The organism is Streptomyces resistomycificus (assembly GCF_001514265.1).
Taxonomy (GTDB): domain Bacteria; phylum Actinomycetota; class Actinomycetes; order Streptomycetales; family Streptomycetaceae; genus Streptomyces; species Streptomyces resistomycificus.
Window position 1 is genome coordinate 21,747 of record NZ_KQ949000.1, and the last position, 20,573, is coordinate 42,319.

Here is a 20,573-nt window from a genome sequence, read left to right on the forward strand (position 1 = left end):
GGACCCCGCGGGTGAACGCCGCCCGCCGGCCCCGTGTCCCGCGTGCACGGCGTCGACGGCAAGGAACTGTCGAGAAGCGGGGGACGATGAGCGGTGTACTGATCCATCTGCCACAGGAGCCGGCGCTGACGGTGCGGCTCGGCGCGGGCGAGGTGGCCCGCTTCGGCCGTGGCTCGGACACCATGCCGGTGGAGCTGCGGCTCGACGACCCGGCGGTGTCCCGGCTGGCCGGGGAGATACGGGTGAGTGACGACCACTGGCTGCTCAGTAACCACAGCACCACACAGAGCTACCTGGTGGAGAACCCCGAGGGTGCCGGAGAGTACCTGCGAGTCCCGCCGCGACGCGTCGGGGCGCCGATCCCCTTCGAGTTCGCGCGGGTCGTGCTGCCCACCAGGGGATCCGGGGTGAGCTTCCAGGTCTTCGCCCCCGACCACGTCTACCTCGATCCGGGCGGGCCGGACGGCCTGCCCCGGGGCACCCAGACCCTGACCGCTTACTCGCTGGACGAGACCGCCACCTACTTCCTGGTGCTGGTCGCCCTGTGCGAGCCTCGGCTGCGCGACGAGTCGGCCCTCGCGGTGCCGACCACGCCCGAGGTCGTCGAACGTCTCCGCTCGCACCCTCAGTGCGCCCAGCTCACGGCCCGCGCGGTGAGCGCCCACATCGACTATCTCGCCGAGGAGAAACTCCGCATCAACCCGCCGGCCGACCGGGAACCGGGCCGCGGTGCCCGTCGCAACGGCAAGCGCGAGGCCCTCGTCGGCATCGCGCTGCGCTTCGGCCTGGTCGGTGAGGGACATCTCCGCCTCCTGCCGACACGTACGACGGCTGCCGCCGGCGCGGTCCGGACGGGGACGGGGCGCCGGTGAGCGGGGCGGCGGAGCCGTTGAGCGGGGCCACGGAGCGGATCCCGCGTGGCTACCGGGTCGGAGCCTGGGAGGTCGGCGAGCCGATCGCGGACGGCGGCTGGGGATGGGTGTACGAAGGCCGGAGCGCGGGCGGAACGGACGGCGACGCCGTCGTGGCGCTGAAGTTCCTGCCCACGGCCGGACTCGCGCCCCGGCAGGCCCGCGGTCTGGTGGAGAGTGCCCGGCGGGAGAGCGAGTTCGGGCGCCGGACACGGCATCCCCGGCTGATCCGGCTGCTCGACTCCGTCGTACTGGACGAACCCGACCGGCCCGAGCTCGACGGGGCGGTCGTGCTGGTGATGGAGCGCGCCGAGCGCAGTCTGCGGCAACTCCTGGAGACGGAAGGGTTGTTGGAGGACGGGGAGGGGGTGCGGATCCTGACGGAGATCTGCGAGGGGCTGGCGTATCTGCACGGCCAGGGCTGGGTGCACGGCGACCTCAAGCCCGACAACGTCCTGTTGATGGCGGACGGTTCGATCCGCCTGTCGGACTTCGGTCTCTCCGCGGAACTCGACGGCACCCACGGCACGCACGCGTGGATCCCGCCCCTGGGCACCCCCGACTACCTGCCGCCGGAACGCTGGAGGGCCCCGTTGGGCGAGCGCGGCGTACAGGTGCGCCCCAGCGCCGACGTCTGGGCCCTGGGCATCATGATCCACCAGGTGTTCACCGGTGGCGCCTCGCCCTTCCCCGGCGCCACCGCGGCCGGTCGGGGAGCCGCCGTACAGGAGTTCGCGGCCGGGCGGGCGCCGTTGCGCCTGGACTCCGCCGTGCCGCCCTTCTGGCGAGGTCTGGCCACCGACTGTCTGGCGCCGACCCATGACGCCCGTGCCGCGCACACCGCGCAGGACCTGCTGGCCCGCATCGGGGCGGCGGCCGGAGGCGACGGCGACGCGACGACCGGCGAGGGCACAGCGCCTGCCGCCGGTGCCCGGCGCCGTGGGCGGCGGCTCGTGGTCGGAGCCGCGGCGGCCACCGCACTGGGCGCGGCGACGGGTGCCGCGTGGTGGTACGCCGTCGGCGGCGACGACGCCGGCAGGGGTAAGGGTGACACCGCGGTCCACGCGGAGAACATCTCCGGCACCAGCGCGCCGCCCGCCGCGCACGTCACGGTCTTCAACGTGGAGAAGCTCTGCCGGGACCAGAAGGCCGAGCGCGACCAGCAGTGCAGTCTCGGCCTGGCGATCGATCCGCTGGCCGCGTACACCGTCGACAACGTCGTACCGACCCGGGTGTGGCACGGAGACGTCCTTCCCGCGGAGTGCCGGATGAGTCAGGGGCTGCCGGTGACCGACGAGGTGGGCACCCGCTCCACCGAGTGGTACCGGGTCCGGCTGCCGGGCGACGCCACGCCCTCCAAGGCGTGGCTGCCGGCCGTCCGCACGAAGGACCGTCCGACCGTGTCGGAGTGCGCGTGAGGCGTCCCGCCCGGTGCGGGTGCGGGTGAGCGTCTTGATCCGGCCGGTGGTCGCTCCGCCGGCCGGATCAGTCACACGCGGGTTCGCACCGCCGACGGGTCAGTCACATGTGCGGATGTCCCGGCCGTCGTTGTCCTTCGCCTCGTCGTTGCCCCACTTCTGGAGGTAGTAGGCGGAGACGTACGCCCGCCCCTGGCCGCCCGGGTTCACCTCGTCGAGGTCGGTGAGCAGCCACCAGTGGTTGTACGAGGTTCCGCTGCGCACCTCGTCGCCCCACTTCTTGCACAGCACGTAGTTGGTGCCCTTGCGCAGCGTGCCCTGGGGTGCGCACCGGGGTGTGCTGTCGCCCACGCAGTCGACGTCCGCGTAGCCGGTGGCGTCGGCGTAGGTGTCCACCCAGAACCGGGCCGGGTCGCCGCCACCGCCGTCGCAGGCGTTGGTGCTGATGACCTGGGGGAACGGGCCGTTGGGGCTGAGCCGGTACTCGGTGCCCTGGATCACCGGGTGAACCATCTCGTCGGTCTCGCCGTCGTTGTCGCCGTTGGTGTCGTAGAGCTGCTCGTAGTGCAGATGCGCCGAGTCCGTGCCGGTCAGCCCGAGTCGCCCGAGGGGTGCGCCGGAGGCGACGTGCTGGCCCAGACGCACGTCGATGCGGTCCATGTGGAGATAGACCGTGAACCAGCCGTTGCCGTGGTTGATCTCGAGCCCGCCCGGCTCGAAGCGTTCGGTGACCGTGCCGGCGGCCGAGGCACCGACGACGGCCCCCAGGGTGGGGCCGTCGACACGGTACATGTCCAGCTTCTTGTCGTCGGGCGCGTGGCCCCGATACGTCTGCAGTTGCCAGGTCTGGCCGCACGCGAACGGCAGTTTGAAGTCCGGGCGGGCCGCGGGCGCGGCCGACGCGGCCGGTGTGCTCGCGCACAGTCCGGCCGTCATCAGCACAGCCGTCAGCACCGCCGCCCAGCCCGGTCCTACTCGTTGCCACAATTTCACGGGCCTCGCCCTCCTCCTCTTCAGTGTTCTGCGGTGAGCGTGCCGCACCGAGGGGGAGAAGGGACTCCGGCACGTTACGGGGTGGCCCCGCGTGCGTCGGGGATCAGGTGCCGCACTGCCGTGTCACTCCCCCGGTCGCGTCCCCCTTGAGGTAGATCCCGCTGACGTAGCCCACTCCGCCCGAACGCAGCGGCAGTTCGATCCACTTGTCGCTCGTGTAGCCCTCGGCGGAGACGAGTTGGCCGGTCTTCCAGCAGTTCGCCGGGTAACTCTCGTTCGGGTAGACCTTGCTGACCGCGCCGCAGCTGGTGGCGGCGCAGGAGCGGACGTTCGCCTCGGCCCAGGCCGTGACGGTCGACTGTCCGCCGCCGCCGTCGGTCGGCTGGAAGGTCACGTCCACCCAGTCGTTGTCCGTCATGCCGAGGCCGTCCCAGAAGGTGCCGTCGGCCACGTCGATGCCGGCCGGGTTGGCGACCCGGCGGCCGAACTCGTCTAGGCCTCCGTTGTAGCCCGACTGGTAGGCCGCCTGGGCCTCGGGGGTGCCCTGTGGCAGGTCACGCCACATCTGCCGCTGGGCGGGCGGGTTCCAGTAGTCGTCCTGGGTGTTCCAGGGACCGACGTCCCACACGGGGGCGGTCTCACAGCGTCCCGTGCGCGCGTAGCACAGCCGCACCTGGTACTCGCGGCCTCCGTTGCTCGCCAGCATCCGCCGGGACGGCAGCGCCACGAAGTGGTCGCGTGGCTGGATGACATGGCCGTTGGCGGTGGTCTGCCCGGTCAGGCCCTCGCGGGTGGCGAAGAGCCGGTACGTGACGGACGCCGCCTGCGCCGCACCACGTTGGGCGCGTGCGGCGGACCGCGTCGGGTCGGCGTGGACCAAGACGTCGGAGACGACGGGCGTGGCGGTGCTGCTGCCGAGGAGGGTCAGCCGCACCTGGAGCACGGAGACGACCTCCGGCAGCCGCAGTCGGCCGGCGGAGTCGGGGGTGGTCCACTGCGTCCACCGGTCGGGGTGGCCGCTGCCCCGGACCTCGGTCAGCACCTGGGTGCCCGAGGGTACGTCGGCTTGGCGGCGGAGGGTGAAGGCGTCGGCCTGCCGTCCGAGGCTCTGGGCCGGTGCGGTGTACACGGCGAACGCCTTGCCGGGGGCGGACGGTGTGCGGGTGCGGCCGTCGCCGATGGTGAGACCGCCGTCCCCGCGGTGGTCGATGTTGTGCTGGTCGGCCGACGTGCTGGCGAGGTCCACCCGCCACTCGCTCGCCGGCTGCGCGGCGGCGGGCCTTTCGCCGGCGCGGTCCGCGGCCGCCGCGGTGGCGGGCGGGAGCCCGCCCACGATGAGCAGGGCGCACAGGCCCCGTATCAGTCTGCTGGTGGTGGATGGCACGACGAGTCTCCCCAATCGGGATCGGACAGTGTGTGGTTGACCAGGCAGAGCCCTATCGGCCGGCGTCGTGCGCTGTCATTCCGGAACGTTCCGGATGCCGCCGCTGCGGCGCGCGCGGATAACTTCCGAGCCGTCCCCGCAACGAACCCCCCGAGAGGAAGTCTCGTGCGTCTGCATCCACGTGCCGGACTCGTCACGGCGGCCGCCGTGCTCCTGCCCCTGGCAGCGGCCGTCCCCGCCGTCGCCGCACCGTCCACCGCGGCGGCCGCGTACGCCGCCTCGTGCCCCGCCGCCGGGGTCGTCACCCAGGGCTACAGCAGTGGCCACGACGGCGTCGACATCGCCAACGCCCAGGGCACCCCGATCTACGCCGTCGGCGCCGGCGAGGTCATCGCCTCCGGTCCCGCCAGTGGCTACGGACAGTGGATCCGCATCCTGCACGACGACGGAACGGTGACCGAGTACGGGCACATGTACCAGCGGGACGTCGCCGTCGGCCAGTACGTCCAGGCCGGACAGCGCATCGCCCTGATGGGCAGTGAGGGCGAGTCGACCGGCACGCATCTGCATCTGCGTGTCAGGGTCGGCACGTCCACCACGGTCCGCGGCATCGACCCGGTGCCGTACCTGCGTGACCGCGGGGTGAACCTGCCCTGCACGCCGGGCGGGAACGGTGGCCAGACGACGGTGACCGCGTGGGCGGAGGCCAACGTCCGCTCCTGCGCCGCCACCAACTGCGGCGCGGTCAGCAAGGTCTACCCGAACGAGAGTTACCCGGCGAACTGCTGGACGACCGGCCAACTCGTCTCCGCCGAGGGCTACACCAACGACAAGTGGATCGAACTTCCACTGCGCGCGGGCGGGGTCGGCTACGTCAGCGCGATCTACCTCAAGGGCGACGACAAGGGCAACGTCAGCCGCGAGTGCCGCTGACCGAGCCGCCCCGCCCCCTCAGACGCGGCCCGGGGCCCGACCCCCAGGCGCCGCCCGACACATCCCGCCGCACACCGCGGTGGAACACCATCACCCAACCGAAGGGAACACCCATGTCCGGCAACACGCTCATCCGCGCGGCGGCGCTCGGCGCCTCCGTCGCCGCCCTCGCCTTCCTCCCCTCGACCACGGCCTCGGCCGCGGACGCCGTCAACACCTTCAAGAACCAGGCGACGAACCGCTGCATCGACGACACCGACCAGGGCTTCCGCACCTGGGACTGCAACGGCTCCCCCGCCCAGAACTGGATCGTGCACAAGTGGGCCGACGGCACGGTGCAGCTGAAGAACGCCAACACCAACCGCTGCATGTACGACAGCGACCAGGGCTTCAAGACCCTGAACTGTGACTCCAGCCCCAACCAGAGCTGGTACGTCCGTCACTGGAACGACGGCACGCTCGAGCTGAAGAACCAGGCGACGCAGCGCTGCATCGACGACAGCAACCTCGGCTTCCGCACCCTCGGTTGCAACTCCGGCCAGTTCCAGAGCTGGTTCTGACACCTGCCGCAGGGCAGCGCCTTCCGCCTCCGCCCGGTCCCCGGTCATCGGTCATCGGGGCGGGGGCTGAAGGTGCCCGGAGCCCGGTCCATCAGCGCGGCACCGGGCACCCGGCTGCGAGAGGGGGCCGAACTCCGCTCCCGAGGACCTACGGGTCACGTCTCCCGTACGGGCGCGTACGACTCCGCCCCCAGCCCGAACGTCCAGGCGACCCCGGCCCGCGCCGTGCGGGTCGACGGCGGCACCCGCAGCCAGTACGTCCGGTGGTTACCGTCCGGCTCCGGGGTGGAGTTGAGGACCTCCACCATGACGACGGGCTCGTCGTCGTCCAGGTCGATCCGCCACAGCGTGCCCGTCTCGTCACGGTTGACCGGGCGGGCCCCGGAGTCCGCCAGGTAGCGGTCGTAGCCGTAGTACTCCAGCATCACCCGGCGCAGTTCGGCGTTCTCCTCGGCGCGGATCCGCTCCGGGTCGAGGCTCGGCAGTCGCGCCAGGAAGTCGGCGGGCACCGGCATCCCGCGCCAGGCGTACAGAGCGAAGCCGTCCGGGTAGGCGAGCGCCGGGCCGTCGCCCTGGTCCAGCCGGCCGGCCTCGTCGCGGTGCAGGGCGACGGGGCGTTCGCACACCACCGCCACGCGCGCGAAGGGCCACCACCAGCCGGCGCTGCGGCACACCGCCGCCAGTCCTTCGAGCGGCCCGTCGTCCGTGGGGAACGCGGCGAGCCACGGCGCGTCGTGTTGTCCCAGCACGGCGTCCAGGAGGATCAGCCGGACCTCCGCGGCCTCCTTGCCCGTCTCCCTTCCGACCAGGTCCTCCAGCACACCGGTGCGGACCCGGTTCACCAGGGACTGCGTCGAGTCCCACAGGCGGCCACCGGTGGCGGACCAGTGCGCCGCCCAGCCGGCCGGGCCCAACTCGGTGTGCAGCCGCTGCCGTTCGCGTGCCCAGGGCGCGCTGCGGACCGCCTCTCGCACACTGGGGCCCGTGTCCAGCGACGCCCGGATCAGCGTCACCGCCTCGCGCGGCGAACCGGCCCACACCACCTCCGCCGGTTCCTCGAGACCGGCCTGTCGGTAGGCCCGCCGGACGCCCGCCTCGGCGGCGGCCCGGTCGGCGGCGCCGACGGCCGCCGCACACGCGCGCCAGGCGTGGAAGGTCTCGTCGGAGGCCGCCACGGCGGCACCATCCAGCGTGTCCATTGTCATCTCCCCATCACCCCACACAAGTTCAGTCCGCCACGATCCGCACGGACCCCGGCACGTACTCCCGCTGCCGGATCACCCGGTACCAGCCCTTCGGCAGCGCGATCGCCGCATGCTCCTCGTGGACGACCCGGCCGCCCTGGGGCAGGTGCAGCAGCAGCGGACCGAACGCCCCCGGCTCCCGCACCAGATCACCCGGGCCGACGACCGCGTGGGCGTGACCCGTGACCTCGCCCAGCGCCAGCACCAGCCGCCCTCGCCCGTCACGCGCCTCCCTCGGCGCCCGCGCCACGTGCGGCGGCACCGCGTCCTGCGCGACGGGCACGATCAGCACGTCTCCCTGCCGGTACATGGCTCTCCCCCTCACCGCCGGGTGCACCACGCACCGGCCTCATGACCAGGACCGTACGGGCCGCCACTGACAACGGCCCCGAACCCGGCCCCGGCGACGGCGGTTGTCAGTGCCTGTTGGTAGAACTGCGGACACATCACCGTCCGCACACCATTTCCTCTCGGGAGCAGCCGTATGACCATCGGGGACCACCTTCAGGCGTTGTACCGGCTGCCCGCCCACACCTTCCCGGGCCCCGACGGCAGGACGGACGACCTGCCCGACCCGGACGCCTTCGCCTGGCGTGTCATAAGCGACGTCTACGACGCCGACGAGGACTGGACCAAGGCGTTCGCCCGCTTCTGTGCCACCGTCGACACCACCCGCGTGCGGGCCCTGATCGTCGGCGCCTGGCAGGAGGCGTACGAGGAGGACTGCACCGAGGTCATCGAGGCGCTCGTGGCCGCCCGGGACCGCTTCCCCGCCCTGCGCGCGCTGTTCCTCGGTGACATGGTGATGGAGGAGTGCGAGATCTCCTGGATCAACCAGACCGACGTCACCCCCCTCCTGGCCGCGTTTCCCAAGCTGGAGGAGTTCGGCGTGCGCGGCGGAAGCGGACTGCGTTTCCCCGCCGTGCGCCACGACGCCCTGCGCCGGCTCGTGATCGAGACGGGCGGGCTGCCCGCGGAGGTCGTGCGCGGAGTGGGCGGCAGCGACCTGCCCGCACTGGAGCATCTGGACCTGTGGCTCGGCACCCCCGGCTACGGCGGCGACAGCGAGGCCGCCGACCTGGAGCCGATCCTGTCCGGCGCCCGTCTGCCGCGCCTGCGGCATCTGGCCCTGCGCAACAGCGAGATGCAGGACGCCGTGGCGGCCGCGGTCGCGGCCGCCCCCGTGGTGGCCCGTCTGGAGGTGCTCGACCTCTCCATGGGCGTCCTCACCGACGAGGGCGCCGCGGCCCTGCTCGGCGGCCAGCCCCTCACCCACCTCAAGAAGCTCGACCTGCACCACCACTACCTGAGCGAGCAGTTCCAGGAGCGCGTCCGCCGGACTCTGGAGACCGCCGGTGTCGAGGTGGACCTCGACCGCGACGACGCCGAGGAGGACTCGGACGGCGACGGCACGGTGTGGCGTTACGTCGCCATCGGGGAGTGAGCGGGTCTCCCATGGGCTACTCCCCGTCCCACCACGGCTGCGCACCGGCGCGGGGCCGCGGAGCCCTATGAAGCCGGCCTCTTCCTCACCCCCGGCCGGCGGTCCGGGCACCACTCGCGGGCACGCCGAGGCGTCGCCCGCGAGTGAGCCCGCGCCGCCGCGGTTCGCCGTGGTCGCCAACCCCGAGAACCGCCGGGTCGCCCTCTTCGGGCAGGCGGTGCGCGCGGCCGGCCTGCCGGCCCCGCGCGTCGTCTCCTGGGCGGACGTACTGCGTTGCCACGGAGCCGATTTCGCCGCCGACGAGATCGTCCGTGTCGACTCCCCCGGTGAGAACGCCGACGTCGACCGTGTGCTGCGCGGCGCCCAGGACCCCACCCGGGTCGAAGGCTCGGCCCGCTGGTATGCCGGCTTCGTCGCCGCGGTGCGCAGTCTGCGCGGCGGTATCCGTCTCGACCACCCGGAGGACCTCGCCACGCTGTTCGACAAGCGGCTCTGCCACGGCGTGCTGCACGCGGCGGGCGTTCCGGTGCCCGCCTCCCCCACCTCGGGCCCGCGGGGCCGACCGGTGCGCGGCTGGGACGACGTACGCGCGTCGATGCGCGAGCACCGGATGGCCCGGCTCTTCGTGAAACCCGCGCACGGATCGTCGGCGTCGGGCGTCCTCGCCGTCGAGGCGGGCGGCGGCGGCCGGATCAGGGCCACCACGTCCGTCGAACTCGCCGCCGACGGCGGCCTGTACAACTCCCTCAGAGTGCGCCGCTACGAACGCGAGCGGGACATCGCCGCCATCGTCGACGCGCTCGCCCCGGACGGACTGCACCTCGAACGCTGGCTGCCCAAGGCCTCCCAGGACGGCCGGGCAGCGGACCTCAGGGTCGTCGTGGTGGCCGGCCGCGCCACCCACGCGGTGGTCCGCACCAGCCGCTCTCCGCTGACCAACCTGCACCTCGGCGGCCGTCGAGGAGACCTGGACACCGTCCGCGAGGCCGTCGAGGCGGCGGGCGCCCGCTGGACCGATCTGCTGGGCGTGTGCGAGCGGGCCGCCGCCTGCTTCCCCCGCACCCTGTGCGTCGGCGTCGACCTGCTGCCGGCGGTCGGCTGGCGCAGAGCCGCGGTCGGCGAGGTCAACGCCTTCGGCGACCTGCTGCCGCGGCTCACCGGCCTGCCCGGCAGCGGCGCCGAGGGCCTCGACACGTACGCGGCCCAAGTGGCCGCCCTCTCGAGCTTCACCCAGCACAGAACAGGAACACCGCATGCCTGAGCCGGACATGAACGAGATCGTGGGCACCCACGACCTCCTCCTCGTCACGCTCGACACCCTGCGCCACGACGTCGCCGTCGAGCTGGCGGCGGCAGGCCGTATCCCGAATCTGGCCCGTCACCTTCCCGGCGGTCAGTGGGAGGAGCGGCACGCCCCGGGCAGCTTCACCTACGCCTCCCACCAGGCGATCTTCGCCGGCTTCCTGCCGACCCCGGCCACCCCCGGACCGCACCCCCGTCTGTTCGCGGCCGGCTTCGCCGGCAGTGAGACCACCGCCCAATCGACGTACGTCTACGACACGCCCGACCTGGTGTCCGGCCTGGCCAGGGACGGCTATCACACCGTGTGCATCGGCGGCGTGGGCTTCTTCAACAAGCAGGGTCCGCTGGGTTCGGTGCTGCCCGGCCTGTTCGAGGAGTCCCACTGGGCACCGGAGTTCGGCGTCACCTCGCCCGAGTCCTTCGAGAACCAGATCGCCCGCGCCGAGCGCGTCGTCGCCCAACTCCCCGAAGAGCAGCGGTTGTTCCTCTTCGTCAACGTCTCCGCCCTGCACCAGCCGAACTGGTTCCACCTGCCCGGCGCGACCCGCGAGGCCGGTGACAACCGGGAGACGCACGCCGCCGCGCTGGAGTACGTGGACCGGCACATCGGGCGGCTCTTCGCCGCCGCGAGCAGCAGGCGGCGCTGCTTCGCGATCGTGTGTTCCGACCACGGCACCGCCTACGGCGACGGCGGCTACACCGGCCACCGCCTCGGCCACGAGTCCGTCTGGACCGTGCCGTACGCCCACTTCTTCCTCGACCCCGCACCCCGCCCGACGGAGGCCGCCCGATGATTACCGCCGAGCCGGCCACCCGCCCCGGTCCCTACCAGCACTACGTGTACGCCTACCCGCACAAGACCGCCTACCGCCCGCTGCCGGACCGCCCGCCCCTGCGAGCGCTCTGGTCGGCCGAGCCCAAGGACGCGCTCTCCCTCTACCTGCACATACCGTTCTGCGAGGTCCGCTGCGGGTTCTGCAACCTCTTCACCCGCATCGGTGCTCCCGACGGCCTGACCGGCGCCTACCTGGACGCCCTGGAGCGGCAGGCGACCGCGGTACGGGACGCGCTGGGGCGAACGGACGACGTCCGGTTCGCCACGGCCGCCTTCGGCGGGGGCACCCCCACCTTCCTCACCGCCGCCGAGCTGGACCGCCTCTGCGACATCGCCGAGCACCGCATGGGCGCCGACCTCCGCGCGGTCCCGCTGTCGGTCGAGGCCTCCCCCGCCACGGCCACCGCCGACCGCCTGACCGTCCTCGCCGACCGAGGCACCACCCGGCTGAGCCTGGGTGTCCAGAGCTTCGTCGACTCCGAGGCCCGGGCCGCCGTACGCCCGCAGCGCCGCGCCGACGTCGAGGCGGCGCTCGCACGCGTACGCGACGCCCGCATCCCGGTCCTCAACATCGACCTGATCTACGGCATCGACGGCCAGACCGAGCAGACCTGGCTGCACTCCCTGGACGCGGCCCTGTCCTGGCGGCCCGAGGAGCTCTACCTCTACCCCCTCTACGTCCGCCCGCTGACCGGCCTCGACCGGCGCGGCCCGGACGGGCCGCACGCCGTCGGCGATCCCGCCTGGGACGAGCAGCGGCTGCGGCTGTACCGCGCGGGGCGCGACCACCTTCTCGCACACGGCTACACCCAGCAGTCCATGCGCATGTTCCGCCGTGCCGACGCCCCACCCCAGGGCGCCGACGACTACGCCTGCCAGACCGACGGCATGATCGGCCTCGGCTGCGGCGCCCGCTCCTACACGTCCGACCTGCACTACTCCTTCGACTACGCCGTCGGTATGCACCAGATCCGCGGCATCATCGACGACTACGTCGCCGGCACCCTGTCCGACTTCGCCCACGCCCAGGTGGGCTACCGCATGGCCCCGGCCGAGGCGCGGCGCCGCCACCTCCTCCAGTCGCTGCTCCAGGCCGAGGGCCTGCGCCTCGACGACTACCGGGCACGCTTCGGCGGCGCCCCCGCCGACGACTTCGCCCCGGAACTGGAGCGGTTCGCCGACCGCGGCTGGCTCACGGACTCCGACCCCACGGTCCTCCGGCTCACCCCGGAGGGCCTCGCCCACTCCGACGCCATCGGCCCCGAGCTGTTCTCCCCCGCCGTGCGGGCCGCCATGGCCGCCTACGAGCGCAAGTGACGAGGCCGCCATGGACCTGACCCTCCTCTACCGCGGCCCGCTCGCCTCCTGCGACTACGACTGCCCGTACTGCCCGTTCGCCAAGCGCCGTGACTCGACGGCCCAACTGCGCGCCGACCGGGCCGCTTTGGAACGGTTCGCCGCGTGGGCCACGGCCCGGACCGACGACCGTCTCTCCCTCCTGTTCACCCCCTGGGGAGAGGGTCTGGTCCGCTCCTGGTACCGGCGCGCCCTCGCCGACCTCTCCCACCTCCCGCACATCCGCCGGGTCGCCATCCAGACCAACCTCAGCTGCCGCACCGACTGGCTCGCCGAGGCCGACCCCGACACCCTGGCCCTGTGGTGCACCTACCACCCCGGCCAGACCCCGTACGACCGCTTCCTCGCCAAGTGCCGCGACCTGGCCGACCGGGGTGTCCGCCACAGCGTCGGCGTCGTCGGCCTGCCCGAGCACTTCGAAGCGGCCCGCCGCCTGCGCGCGGACCTGCCCGCGCACGTCTACCTGTGGGTCAACGCGGCCGAGGGGCACACCTACAGCGACGAGGAGGCCGACCGGTGGACCGGCCTCGACCCGCTCTTCCCGTTCAGCCGCCGCCCCCACCGCAGCGCGGGCCTGCCCTGCCGCACCGGCGAGTCCGTTGTCTCGGTCGACGGCGAGGGCACCGTCCGCCGCTGCCACTTCGTCCGCGCCGAGCTCGGCAACCTCTACGACGGCTCGTACCGCGCCGCCCTGCGCCCGCGTTCCTGCCCGCTCTCCGTCTGCGACTGCCACATCGGTTACGTCCACCTCGAGACGCTGCCGCTCTACGACGTCTTCGCCGGCGGGGTCCTGGAACGCATCCCCGCCACCCTGCCCGCACCGCGGCCTCGGCCGGGAACAGTGCGCGGGCGGCCTGCGTGAGCGGGTGTCTCGACGCGGTCAGGCCCTGACCCGGAGGCGGCGCAGCAGCGCGGGTCCTCGAATCCGACCACGCGCGCGGACGGTGTCGTCGAGGTGGGACCGGTGCCGGAACATCGCGCTGGACTGGGGCTCGTGGCGTTGCGGCGGGCGTAGACGACCATGTCCCGGGCCACTTGGGCGGCCGCCGCCGGGCCGTGGCGGCCCGCCACCAGGTGCAGGGCCAGATCGATGCCACTGGTGATGCCGGCCGAGGTGATCACACGGTCGTCGGCGGTGAACAGGACGTCACGCACGACCACCGCCCCGGGGTGGCGCCGGGCCGGCTCGTCCTGCACGTCGTGGTGGGTGGTGCCAGCGCCGCCCCTGGAGCAGACCGGCCTGGCCGAGTGCCTCGGCTGGGGCGCAGACGCCGGCCACCGTGCCGCCCCCGGCATGGTGGTCCCGCAGGATCCGAAGGGTTCCGGCCACCCGCGGGCAGGCCGGAAGGCCCGGCCCGGGTGGAGGGGCGAGGGGCGGTCGGACCGGCGGGTGTCCGCGTCCCCGCTGGTAAAATGGGGGCACGCTTCGACATCGCCGGGGCACCAGATCAGGAAGGTTCCCCATGAACGCGAAGTCGTCGTCCTCCGTCCCCCCTGCCGGCAGGTCGCAACGGGCGACAGCGCGGCAGGACGAACTCCCGACGCCCTCAGCGACGTCACCGGGGCTGCCCCCTGCCGCGTCCTTCGACGCGCTCGGGCTGCCGTCGGAGCTGATGACGACGATGTCCGGCCTCGGGGTGACCGAGCCCTTCCCGATCCAGGCTGCGACCCTGCCCAACGCGCTGGCCGGCCGCGACGTCCTCGGCCGTGCGCGGACGGGCTCCGGCAAGACGCTGGCGTTCGGGCTGGCGCTGCTCGTGCGTACGGCGGGCCTGCGGGCGGAGTCGAAACGGCCGCTGGCTCTGGTCCTGGTGCCGACCCGGGAACTCGCACAGCAGGTGAGCGACGCGCTGGCCCCGTACGCGCAGACACTGAAGGTGCGGCTGGCCACGGTGGTCGGCGGACTGTCGATCAACAAGCAGTCGGCGCAGCTGCGCACCGGCGCCGAGGTGGTCATCGCGACGCCGGGGCGCCTCGCCGACCTGGTGTCGCGCCGGGACTGCCACCTGAACCAGGTGCGGATCACGGTGCTGGACGAGGCGGACCAGATGTGCGACCTGGGCTTCCTGCCGCAGGTCTCGGAGATCCTGGACCAGGTCCGCTCCGACGGCCAGCGGCTGCTGTTCTCGGCCACCCTCGACCGCAACGTCGACCAACTGGTGCGGAACTACCTGCACGACCCGGTGCTGACCTCGGTCGACCGGGTGGCGGGCTCGGTCACCACGATGGAACACCACGTGCTGAACATCCACCCCGCCGACAAGTACGCCACCGCGACCGAGATCGCCGCGAGGGACGGCCGGGTACTGATGTTCCTGGACACCAAGGCCGGCGTGGACCAGTTCACCCGTCACCTGCGGACCAGCGGCGTACGCGCCGGTGCCCTGCACAGCGGTAAGTCACAGCCCCAGCGCACGCACACCCTCGCCCAGTTCAAGGAGGGTGAGATCACCGTGCTGGTGGCCACCAACGTCGCGGCGCGGGGCATTCACATCGACACGCTCGACCTCGTCGTGAACGTGGACCCGCCGGCCGACGCCAAGGACTACCTGCACCGGGGCGGGCGCACGGCACGCGCCGGGGAGTCCGGAAGCGTGGTCACCCTGGTCACCCCCAACCAGCGCCGGGATGTGAACCGGTTGATGTCGGACGCCGGGATCCGGCCGACGGTCACCCAGGTGCGCTCCGGTGAGGAGAAGCTGACCGCCATCACCGGGGCGAAGCGCCCGCCGACCGCGACCAAGGGCAGCGGCGGCAACATCCCCTTCCGTGGTCTCGGCAACCGTGACGGCCGCCCCGCGAAGGAGTCCCGCAAGGCCGCCGAGGCCCGCAAGACGGCGGAGGCCCGGGCGGCGGCTCGGGTACGGAAGGGCCGCTGACGTCCTCGGGTACGAGACGGCGGCCGGCGCCACGGTCGACGGCAGGCAGGCCACGGTCATGGTGAACCTCGCCCGGGTGCTTCGGACACGCAGAGCGACGACACCAAGGCCGCCGTCCAGACCGCGCTCTGCGGAGAACGGCCGTCGCCCTCCGACTGGTTGACGGATGCGAAGAGCGACGGACCCGATGACCGGACAGCGGCCTGAACTCTCAGGTCTGGTCGGGCCGGTGGCGCCAGCGGTAGTGCCAGTGGGCGCTCACGCGGTGATCGTCTTCGAACCCGGGGCCGAGTGGGCCGACGCGTTCATAGGCCTCTTCGGTGCGCGGGTCGTCTCGTCGGGCGAGGGCGTAGGCGGCCTCCAGACGCAGCAGCTGGTTCTCCGCGTCAAGCAGGGCGACGAAGGCCTCCGTCACGGCGGCCGTCCGGTCGTGGGAGTCGGAGAGGGACTCGGTGGCACGGGCCCGGACCCCTGGGTCCGGGTCCCGGATCAGGGCGAGCAGGGTCTCCCGGATCGCCGGGGTGAGATCGCGCGGGGTGGCGAACGTCGAGGCGACAACGCCCCGAACCCCCGGGTCGGGGTCGCGTGCCAGGGCGAGCAGGGTGGCGGTGGCGACCTCGCTCGGCGTGGTGTCGAACCGGCTCAGGCAGTACGGCACCTCGCGGCGCACACACGGGTCCGGGTGGTCGGCGTACCGGAGGCCGATGGCCTCCTGGCCGGCGTGGTCCTCGCACGTGTACACGTCCAGGACCTTGGCGAGCACCTGACCGTCCGGCTCGTCGAGGGCCCACGCCGCCACGAACTCGAGGTCCTGCCCGGTGTCCTGGCGGTCGGAGTGGTTCGCCTGGAAGTTCCTGCGCCACAGGACGTCGGCGAGAAACCGGCGGTGGACGGGGTCGGGGTGGTGGCGCAGGGCCGCCAGCGCCGACCAGGCCTCGGGGCCCCGGCGGAGGGCGAGGGTGTAGCTGGCGGTGGACCAGTTGACATGCGTCTCGTCCGGGTGCGGGACGGCGCGTGCCGCCAGCTCCGCCACCGGTGGCAGGACGCCGAACGCCCACTCCAGCGTGGTGAGGACGGCGCTGTGGCCTGCCCGGACGGTGAGCCCACCGAGTGAGACCTCCTCGATGTCCGTGTGGTCGACCTCGATCACGCGCCTGGTGGCCGGGCCCGGGGCACCCGTGCGGCGGCGCAGTTCCTCGACCTCCCCGGTCTCGTGCCAGTGCCGGGCAAGGTCGAGCAGCCGCTTCTGGTCGGCCTCGGCGATCCGCAGCCGAGCGTCCTCACCGAGCATGGCGTCGACCAGCGCCGGGGAGCCGAGGTCGACGGCCCGCAGGAGTGGCGTCGTGCCGTCCGGCAGCTCGCGGTGGACATCCGCGCCGCCTTCCGTGAGGGCCTCGGCTGACTCGTGGTCGAACACGGCCACGGCGACGCAGAGCAGCGGGAGACCGTCGGGGCCCGGCGTGCCCGGATCGGCGCCGTCCTCCAGACATGTCCGTACCGCGTCGGCGTCCTTGGCCCTTACGGCCGCCACGAGTTGGTCGTCCAGCTCGTGTTGCGGTGCTGCCATCATGCTCCCCGGGTGAACCGTCGGACAGCACGGTACCCGGGGCACGGGTGGTGATCGCCGGTGCCCTCGTCGAGCGACCGGGAGATTCCGGGTGGAGCGTCCGACGGAGCGGCTTCGACTACGGATGTGGCGGGACACCGACCTCGACGCGCTGGTCGCGTTGTTGGACGGCGACCCCGAGGTGAGGCTGTACATCGGTGACGGCTCACCTCTGACCCACCATCAGGTGACCGGCGCGCCGGCGAGGTTGCGCGAGGGGTGGCAGGAGCGCGGGTCGGGCTGTTCGCGGTCGACGTCCAGGATGCGCCCGGAGTGCCGGGCCACGGCGCCGCACAGCCGCCAACGGGTCCGGGTCATGCGCATCACGCGCGAGGAGTACACCTCGGCCGGAGGGCGGCCGCAGAAAACGCGTTGCCCCAGCCGGTAACGGTCACTAGGGTCGGTCGGGTGACTGCCGGGTCGGCCATGGGCCATGCACGAGTGAGGGTCCCGGCCTCGGCGTGAGCGCGAGGCGGGCCAGAGGCCCGCCCCCCCCTCTCCGCGACTTCGCTCCCGGCGCCCGCGTACGGCGCCCCATCCCAGCGGATCCCAGGCCACGGAGACCCATCACTGATGTCCCATGCTCAGCACCACACCCGTGAATCCGAGCTGCCGGCGGTCGCCGTCCAGCTGAACCACACCGCCGTCTACGCCGGCGACCGGCACCTGTCCGCCGAGTTCCTCGCCGCGATCCTGGGCCTGAAGGTCGGCGCCCCGTTCGGGCCGTTCCTGCCCGTCGACCTCGGCAACGGCGTCACGCTCGACTACTACGAGAAGCGCGACGAGCCGATCCAGCCGCAGCACTACGCCTTTCTCGTGCCAGACGAGCAGTTCGACGTCATGATCGCCCGTCTGGAAACGGTCGGGGTCACCTACTACGCCGACCCGAGCCACACCGAACCCGGCCGGATCAACCGTCTGTTCGGCGGTCGCGGCGCCTACTTCGACGACCCGGACGGCCACAACATGGAGATCATGACCCGGCCCTACGTCCGCCCTTAGCTGTCCGCCAGGCCAGGCCGCCTGCCTTCGCCCCGCACCGGGTGGCCTGTCGGATCAGTCTGGCCGCGCTCCTACTTCCGTCCAAGCGTCGTCGATCTTTGTCCATGGCCACCGCCACCGACAGGGACGAGGGTGAACGTGAACCCCCAAGCCAACTCAGGTCTGGGGGAACGGACTTCCCGCTGCTCCGGGAGCCTGGCACCCGGAGCACGGACGTGAAGACGGGAGTGCGACGGATGCCCGGTGGACTGGTCGCCCTGGCACTCGGCGGTTTCGGTATCGGCCTGACCGAGTTCCTCATCGCCGGGCTGCTGCCGCAGGTGGCGTCGAGTTTCGCGGTGTCCGAGGCGGCGGCGGGCTGGCTGATCTCCGGGTACGCGCTGAGTGTCGCGGTCGGCGCGATCGTGCTGACCGCGGCGACGGCGCGGCTGCCCCGCAAATGGATCCTGGTCGGCCTGGTGGCGTTGTTCGTCGTCGGCAACCTGCTGTCCGCTATCGCCCCGAACTACCCGGTGATGCTGCTCGGGCGGATCGTCGCGGCGCTGTGCCACGGCTCGTTCTTCGGTATCGGCTCGCTCGTCGCCCGCAGCCTGGTCGCGCCGGAGAGGAAGTCCCGCGCGGTGGCGCTCATGTTCGCCGGGCTGACGGTCGCGAACGTGCTGGGTGTGCCGTTCGGTGCGCTGGTCGGCGAGCGTTGGGGCTGGCGGGCGGCGTTCTGGGCGGTCACCGGAATCGGGGTGCTCGCACTGGCGGGCATCGTCGCCCTCGTCCCCGACCGGGCGGGCCAGCCGGGACCGTCGGCCGCAACGGGCCGTGCGGATCAGGTACCTGCCGACGGCTTGCGGACCCAGTTCCGTGCGTTCCGGTCCTGGCAGGTCTGGCTCACGCTGGTGGCCACCGCGCTCGGCTACGGCGGGATGTTCGGTGCGTTCAGCTACATCGCCTACACGTTCACCGAGGTCGGTGGCTTCTCCTCCGGCGATGTCGCCTGGTTGCTGATGGTGTACGGCGTCGGCCTGGTCGTCGGGAACCTGATCGGCGGACGAGCCGCCGACCGCGACCGTGACCGGGCCCTGGTCCTCGCCCTGTTCGGACTCGCCGTCACCCTGGGCGCGTTCGGTCTGCTGGCCGGCAGCGCCACCGCGTCGGTGATACTCGTGTTCCTGATGGGGCTGTTCGGGTTCGCCGGCGTGCCCGGCATGATCACTCGCGTCACCGACTTCGCCCACGGGGCCGCACTGGCCGCCAGCGCCAACGTGTCCGCGTCCAACATCGGCAACGCCCTCGGCGCCTGGCTCGGAGGTCTGGCCATCACCGCGGGCCTCGGCTACACGGCGCCGCTCTACGTCGGCGCCGGCATCGTCCTCGTCTCCGTCATCGTCATGGTCGTCGCCGCACGTATGGCCGGGAACCCGATCGCCCGCGCAGGCGCTCGCGTCACCGCGGGAGACTGAGCGCCGCACCTCGCCTGCGCACGTGAGCCGCGGTAGCCGCGGGTGGCGCCCCTGACTCGCAGAATGTCCGCACCCACACCCGGCCCATGGTCCTCCTGGTGGTACTGGTGGAACTCAGGAGTCACGGGTGGGCGCAGGGCCTACCCGACGGCGACACGGAGCGGTGGTTGGCCACCGCCCGCCCGTGCGCGACGCTGGACGGGGACGGGGACGGGGACGGGGACGGGGACAGGGGACAGGGACAGGGACAGGGGACAGGCACGGGTCGGTCGTGGGCCGGTCCTGGCCGCCCCGCCCTATGTCTCGTCCTCGCCGACACCCGGAAGACGGCCCGCGCCGTAGTCGATGCGGTGCGCCGTCCGCACGAGGAGGGCCAGCGGGTCACGCCGGAACGGGTGCCGGCGCAACAAGGCCCCCGCCTTCCTCTTCGGGCCTCCCAGGGCTCTACGGAGCCGTGACCACCGCATGCCGGAGGTCACCGCTTGGACGGCCCTGCGGAGACGACCGGAACACCTGCTCCAGAGGCGAACATTCGGGAGGTATTCGCCACGGTTCGCCACCCCTTCCGCACCATAGAAATATCTACCAGCATGGTCACGCCGGGCCTACCGCCCTGGCACCCAGGGACACAGTGCGGCCTGCTCGCGCGGGCGCGAACCAGACCCGGAGGACACCATGCGAACCGTCACCCGGCAGGCCACGGAGTGGCTGGCCGCCGCCTCGACCGACCCGCGGGCCTGCAAGCGGCAGTGGCACGGGGAGACGGGGATAGCGGTCCTGGCCTGCGGACGGTTCTGGGACGTGCTGAGCGTGCCCGAGGAGCTGGGTGTACTGGCCCTGGACTCCCTCCTCTGCACCCCCCAGACGCCGGGTCCGGCGCTCGCGGACACCGTCGCCCGTCGGATCGGGTTCTTCCTGCCGCCGGATCCCGACGGACGCTGGATCGGTTCCGACGTCCGCTATCTCGGAAGAGACGCGTGGATCACGGTGCCGGCCCCGCATCGGGCCATGGGGCGCCTACGGTGGCTGGTACCACCGGACGGTGCCGGCACCCTGTTCGTGCCGGCCGCCGTGGAGCTGGCCCTGCAACAGGCTCTCCTCACTCTCGCCGGGCAGGCGGGCGCACGAGAACGCTGCCCCGTGTGCGGGACACCCGCGGCGGCGGGGGCACTTCTGCGGCCCGCCGACAGTCGCACCTGACGTAGGTGCACCGGGCTTCGAGGCCGCGAGCTGCGTGACAGCACACCTCGCG

At 72.5% G+C, this 20,573-nt stretch carries 19 protein-coding genes and 1 pseudogene; 13 read left to right on the forward strand and 7 right to left on the reverse strand.

Annotation, left to right across the window (positions count from 1 at the left end; all coding sequences use genetic code 11):
• Nucleotides 1-86 precede the first annotated feature (86 nt).
• Nucleotides 87-872, forward strand: coding sequence for a hypothetical protein (locus tag AQJ84_RS31770; RefSeq protein ID WP_053190351.1), 786 nt, complete (start codon nucleotides 87-89; stop codon nucleotides 870-872).
• Nucleotides 873-889: 17 nt separating this feature from the next.
• Nucleotides 890-2,329, forward strand: coding sequence for a serine/threonine-protein kinase (locus AQJ84_RS31775; RefSeq protein ID WP_225889204.1), 1,440 nt, complete (start codon nucleotides 890-892; stop codon nucleotides 2,327-2,329).
• Between the two features lie 99 nt (nucleotides 2,330-2,428).
• Here the strand turns inward: AQJ84_RS31775 and AQJ84_RS31780 are convergent, their stop codons facing one another.
• Entirely contained in the window at nucleotides 2,429-3,322 is an 894-nt protein-coding gene (locus tag AQJ84_RS31780) for a M23 family metallopeptidase (protein WP_051869399.1), read from the reverse strand.
• A 103-nt stretch (nucleotides 3,323-3,425) separates the two neighbouring features.
• Nucleotides 3,426-4,706, reverse strand: a complete 1,281-nt coding sequence (locus tag AQJ84_RS31785; protein ID WP_053190353.1) for an SH3 domain-containing protein — start codon at nucleotides 4,704-4,706, stop codon at nucleotides 3,426-3,428.
• A gap of 165 nt (nucleotides 4,707-4,871) precedes the next feature.
• On the opposite strand from AQJ84_RS31785, the gene AQJ84_RS40335 reads away from it, so the two are divergent.
• Both AQJ84_RS40335 and AQJ84_RS31795 read left to right on the forward strand, forming a co-directional pair.
• Nucleotides 4,872-5,639 (forward strand): M23 family metallopeptidase, encoded by a 768-nt coding sequence (locus AQJ84_RS40335; protein ID WP_063785356.1) that lies wholly within the window; start codon nucleotides 4,872-4,874, stop codon nucleotides 5,637-5,639.
• A 113-nt stretch (nucleotides 5,640-5,752) separates the two neighbouring features.
• On the forward strand, nucleotides 5,753-6,199 hold the full coding sequence (locus AQJ84_RS31795; protein ID WP_051869401.1) for an RICIN domain-containing protein: 447 nt from the start codon (nucleotides 5,753-5,755) through the stop codon (nucleotides 6,197-6,199).
• A gap of 155 nt (nucleotides 6,200-6,354) precedes the next feature.
• Here the strand turns inward: AQJ84_RS31795 and AQJ84_RS31800 are convergent, their stop codons facing one another.
• Both AQJ84_RS31800 and AQJ84_RS31805 read right to left on the reverse strand, forming a co-directional pair.
• Nucleotides 6,355-7,404 carry a DUF6745 domain-containing protein gene (locus AQJ84_RS31800; RefSeq protein ID WP_053190354.1) on the reverse strand — a complete coding sequence of 350 codons (1,050 nt, stop codon included), beginning with the start codon at nucleotides 7,402-7,404 and terminating at the stop codon, nucleotides 6,355-6,357.
• A gap of 22 nt (nucleotides 7,405-7,426) precedes the next feature.
• On the reverse strand, nucleotides 7,427-7,753 hold the full coding sequence (locus AQJ84_RS31805) for a hypothetical protein (protein ID WP_030037518.1): 327 nt from the start codon (nucleotides 7,751-7,753) through the stop codon (nucleotides 7,427-7,429).
• 174 nt (nucleotides 7,754-7,927) lie between these two features.
• Between AQJ84_RS31805 and AQJ84_RS31810 the strand changes: the two genes are divergently transcribed.
• The 5 genes from AQJ84_RS31810 (at nucleotide 7,928) to AQJ84_RS31830 (ending at nucleotide 13,242) form a co-directional block, all read left to right on the forward strand.
• Nucleotides 7,928-8,887 carry an STM4015 family protein gene (locus AQJ84_RS31810; RefSeq protein WP_030037519.1) on the forward strand — a complete coding sequence of 320 codons (960 nt, stop codon included), beginning with the start codon at nucleotides 7,928-7,930 and terminating at the stop codon, nucleotides 8,885-8,887.
• A gap of 67 nt (nucleotides 8,888-8,954) precedes the next feature.
• Entirely contained in the window at nucleotides 8,955-10,148 is a 1,194-nt protein-coding gene (locus tag AQJ84_RS31815) for an STM4014 family protein (RefSeq protein ID WP_169807754.1), read from the forward strand.
• A gap of 7 nt (nucleotides 10,149-10,155) precedes the next feature.
• The gene (locus AQJ84_RS31820; RefSeq protein WP_169807755.1) at nucleotides 10,156-10,983 is read left to right on the forward strand and encodes an STM4013/SEN3800 family hydrolase; all 828 of its coding nucleotides are present in this window, start codon (nucleotides 10,156-10,158) and stop codon (nucleotides 10,981-10,983) included.
• The gene (locus AQJ84_RS31825; protein ID WP_030037522.1) at nucleotides 10,980-12,341 is read left to right on the forward strand and encodes an STM4012 family radical SAM protein; all 1,362 of its coding nucleotides are present in this window, start codon (nucleotides 10,980-10,982) and stop codon (nucleotides 12,339-12,341) included. The genes AQJ84_RS31820 and AQJ84_RS31825 overlap by 4 nt, the downstream gene beginning before the upstream one ends.
• Before the next feature lie 10 nt (nucleotides 12,342-12,351).
• On the forward strand, nucleotides 12,352-13,242 hold the full coding sequence (locus tag AQJ84_RS31830) for an STM4011 family radical SAM protein (RefSeq protein WP_053190355.1): 891 nt from the start codon (nucleotides 12,352-12,354) through the stop codon (nucleotides 13,240-13,242).
• Between the two features lie 78 nt (nucleotides 13,243-13,320).
• On the opposite strand, the pseudogene AQJ84_RS44450 reads toward AQJ84_RS31830, so the two are convergent.
• Nucleotides 13,321-13,698: pseudogene (locus tag AQJ84_RS44450) on the reverse strand (DJ-1/PfpI family protein); the annotation flags it as partial.
• 145 nt (nucleotides 13,699-13,843) lie between these two features.
• On the opposite strand from AQJ84_RS44450, the gene AQJ84_RS31835 reads away from it, so the two are divergent.
• Nucleotides 13,844-15,259, forward strand: a complete 1,416-nt coding sequence (locus AQJ84_RS31835; RefSeq protein ID WP_030037524.1) for a DEAD/DEAH box helicase — start codon at nucleotides 13,844-13,846, stop codon at nucleotides 15,257-15,259.
• Nucleotides 15,260-15,470: 211 nt separating this feature from the next.
• On the opposite strand, the gene AQJ84_RS31840 is transcribed toward AQJ84_RS31835, so the two are convergent.
• On the reverse strand, nucleotides 15,471-16,826 hold the full coding sequence (locus AQJ84_RS31840; RefSeq protein WP_030037525.1) for a HEAT repeat domain-containing protein: 1,356 nt from the start codon (nucleotides 16,824-16,826) through the stop codon (nucleotides 15,471-15,473).
• A 222-nt stretch (nucleotides 16,827-17,048) separates the two neighbouring features.
• Nucleotides 17,049-17,183: a hypothetical protein gene (locus AQJ84_RS44805; protein ID WP_259294275.1), complete on the reverse strand. Its 135-nt coding sequence runs from the start codon at nucleotides 17,181-17,183 to the stop codon at nucleotides 17,049-17,051.
• A gap of 255 nt (nucleotides 17,184-17,438) precedes the next feature.
• On the opposite strand from AQJ84_RS44805, the gene AQJ84_RS31850 reads away from it, so the two are divergent.
• The 3 genes from AQJ84_RS31850 to AQJ84_RS42635 all read left to right on the forward strand — a co-directional run bounded on the left by AQJ84_RS31850 (nucleotide 17,439) and on the right by AQJ84_RS42635 (nucleotide 20,521).
• Nucleotides 17,439-17,867 (forward strand): VOC family protein, encoded by a 429-nt coding sequence (locus tag AQJ84_RS31850; RefSeq protein ID WP_030037527.1) that lies wholly within the window; start codon nucleotides 17,439-17,441, stop codon nucleotides 17,865-17,867.
• Nucleotides 17,868-18,103: 236 nt separating this feature from the next.
• Nucleotides 18,104-19,321 carry an MFS transporter gene (locus tag AQJ84_RS31855; protein ID WP_037801828.1) on the forward strand — a complete coding sequence of 406 codons (1,218 nt, stop codon included), beginning with the start codon at nucleotides 18,104-18,106 and terminating at the stop codon, nucleotides 19,319-19,321.
• Between the two features lie 675 nt (nucleotides 19,322-19,996).
• On the forward strand, nucleotides 19,997-20,521 hold the full coding sequence (locus AQJ84_RS42635; protein ID WP_053190356.1) for a hypothetical protein: 525 nt from the start codon (nucleotides 19,997-19,999) through the stop codon (nucleotides 20,519-20,521).
• Nucleotides 20,522-20,573: the final 52 nt, after the last annotated feature.